The sequence below is a fragment of the Amycolatopsis sp. CA-126428 genome (assembly GCF_002904335.1).
In the GTDB taxonomy this organism is placed as follows: domain Bacteria; phylum Actinomycetota; class Actinomycetes; order Mycobacteriales; family Pseudonocardiaceae; genus Amycolatopsis.
Map to the genome: position 1 here is coordinate 1 of NZ_PPHF01000003.1, position 1,450 is coordinate 1,450.

Consider the following 1,450-nt stretch of genomic DNA (forward strand, 5'->3'; position numbering starts at 1 on the left):
CGTGATCAACGCCTTCGCCATCACCTTCGGTGACCGCTGGCCGGCAGCCGAGACCTACTGATCAACAACGCCGGAAACACCGATCACGGGACAGTCCCCTCCGCTGAACTTGGCTTGGGTGAATGTGGCTTCGTTGACGCGGCAGTTGCTGAGGTCGAAGTCGATGAGGGTCGCTCCGGTCAGGTCAAGGTTCATGTTTGCCCAGAAAGTCGCGGGAGGATGCTTCTGGTCATCGTGGTGAAGGTGGCGCGCGAGCAGCCGTTGCGCGGTGAGTCGCACCTCGCGTTCTTGGCGGGCTTCGTCCTCGACGGCACCGCGGGTTAGCAGCTTCGGTATATCGCGGGCCGCCGATTTTGCTCCACGATCCGCTGACCGTGTCGTGCGCACGAGGGGGCGCGGCAGCCCGATCCTGAGCACCGGGGCATCGAGGGGAGGCACGTAGGGCGCGCGCAGGTATGCGCAGAGCACGTCGACCACATTCTGCCGTTGGCTTGGGTTGTCCTGCCCGACGCGGGCCAGCGCGTACAGGCCTCCGTGCCGGACTGGTGCCTTCTCCGAGCCGAGCTGTTCGACGGCTTTGACGTACAACTCGGTGAGACGGCGTTCGCGGTTGTCGTGCTCGGTGGCCCACTGCCGTCGCCCGGTCAGGATCAGGGCGACGATGCCGCCTGTACCGGCCCCGACGGTCAACCCGGTCTTGATGACCTCGATCCGGTCTTTCGGGTCGTGCGCGACGTCGACGAAGGTCAGCAGGGTGATCAGCGCAATAGCGGTAATCAGCGCGACGGGTAGGACGATGACCAGCGTCGCCCACCACCACGAGCCGCCGCGCCGAGCCCACCACCGTCGAAGCCCACCGAACCGGCTCTTGTCGCCGTTTGCACTCATGGCCAGGAAGTCGCCTCCGGCGCGCGACACGTAACCGACAACTCTTTCCGCCGCACCGCCTGGCCGCCAAAGCTCCTGGTGACGACCACGATCTGTTTGTGACAACTACCGCCGGTCGTCACATCACTACCGGTCGCGGCACCACGCGCACAAAGTTGTCGAAGTCGAACACATGTTCTACATTCGGCCGTAGGCCGCGCAGGCAGGGGAAGTGTTTGCCCAGCTCCGGCACGAAGGAGCACGTCATGGTCACGAAGTACGAGCGCCAGTTGGAGCGCGCCGAAGTCGCGAAGCGGATGCGGAAACACGCGGACCATGTGCACGCCGTCGGCTCCAGGATGCCGTTCTGGCGTCTCGACGACACCGGCGACGAGATCATGATTCGCGACCTCGACGGCTCGCCTCTGATCACCTTCCACGGAATCCACGCGACCGAGATGGCCCGCTGGTTCGAGCTGGTTGGCCGCCGCATGACTGGTATGGCACTGGCGGGTCTGCCCAGGGTCTGGTTGACACCTCACCTGTGAGGTTTCGGCCTCTCCTGGAAGGATGTCACCGTGCC

2 protein-coding genes are annotated in these 1,450 nt (G+C 64.7%); one reads left to right on the forward strand and one right to left on the reverse strand.

What is annotated here, in order from left to right; genetic code table 11:
* Positions 1-54: 54 nt before the first annotated feature.
* Complete coding sequence (locus C2L58_RS00840) at positions 55-918, reverse strand: pentapeptide repeat-containing protein (protein ID WP_103334968.1); 864 nt, start codon at positions 916-918, stop codon at positions 55-57.
* A gap of 215 nt (positions 919-1,133) precedes the next feature.
* Between C2L58_RS00840 and C2L58_RS00845 the strand changes: the two genes are divergently transcribed.
* On the forward strand, positions 1,134-1,415 hold the full coding sequence (locus C2L58_RS00845; protein WP_103334969.1) for a hypothetical protein: 282 nt from the start codon (positions 1,134-1,136) through the stop codon (positions 1,413-1,415).
* Positions 1,416-1,450 lie beyond the last annotated feature (35 nt).

Bases quoted from the DNA above. Each gene is read 5' to 3' on its own strand.
- C2L58_RS00845 (WP_103334969.1), top strand. From the start codon at position 1,134: ATGGTCACGAAGTACGAGCGCCAGTTGGAGCGCGCCGAAGTCGCGAAG.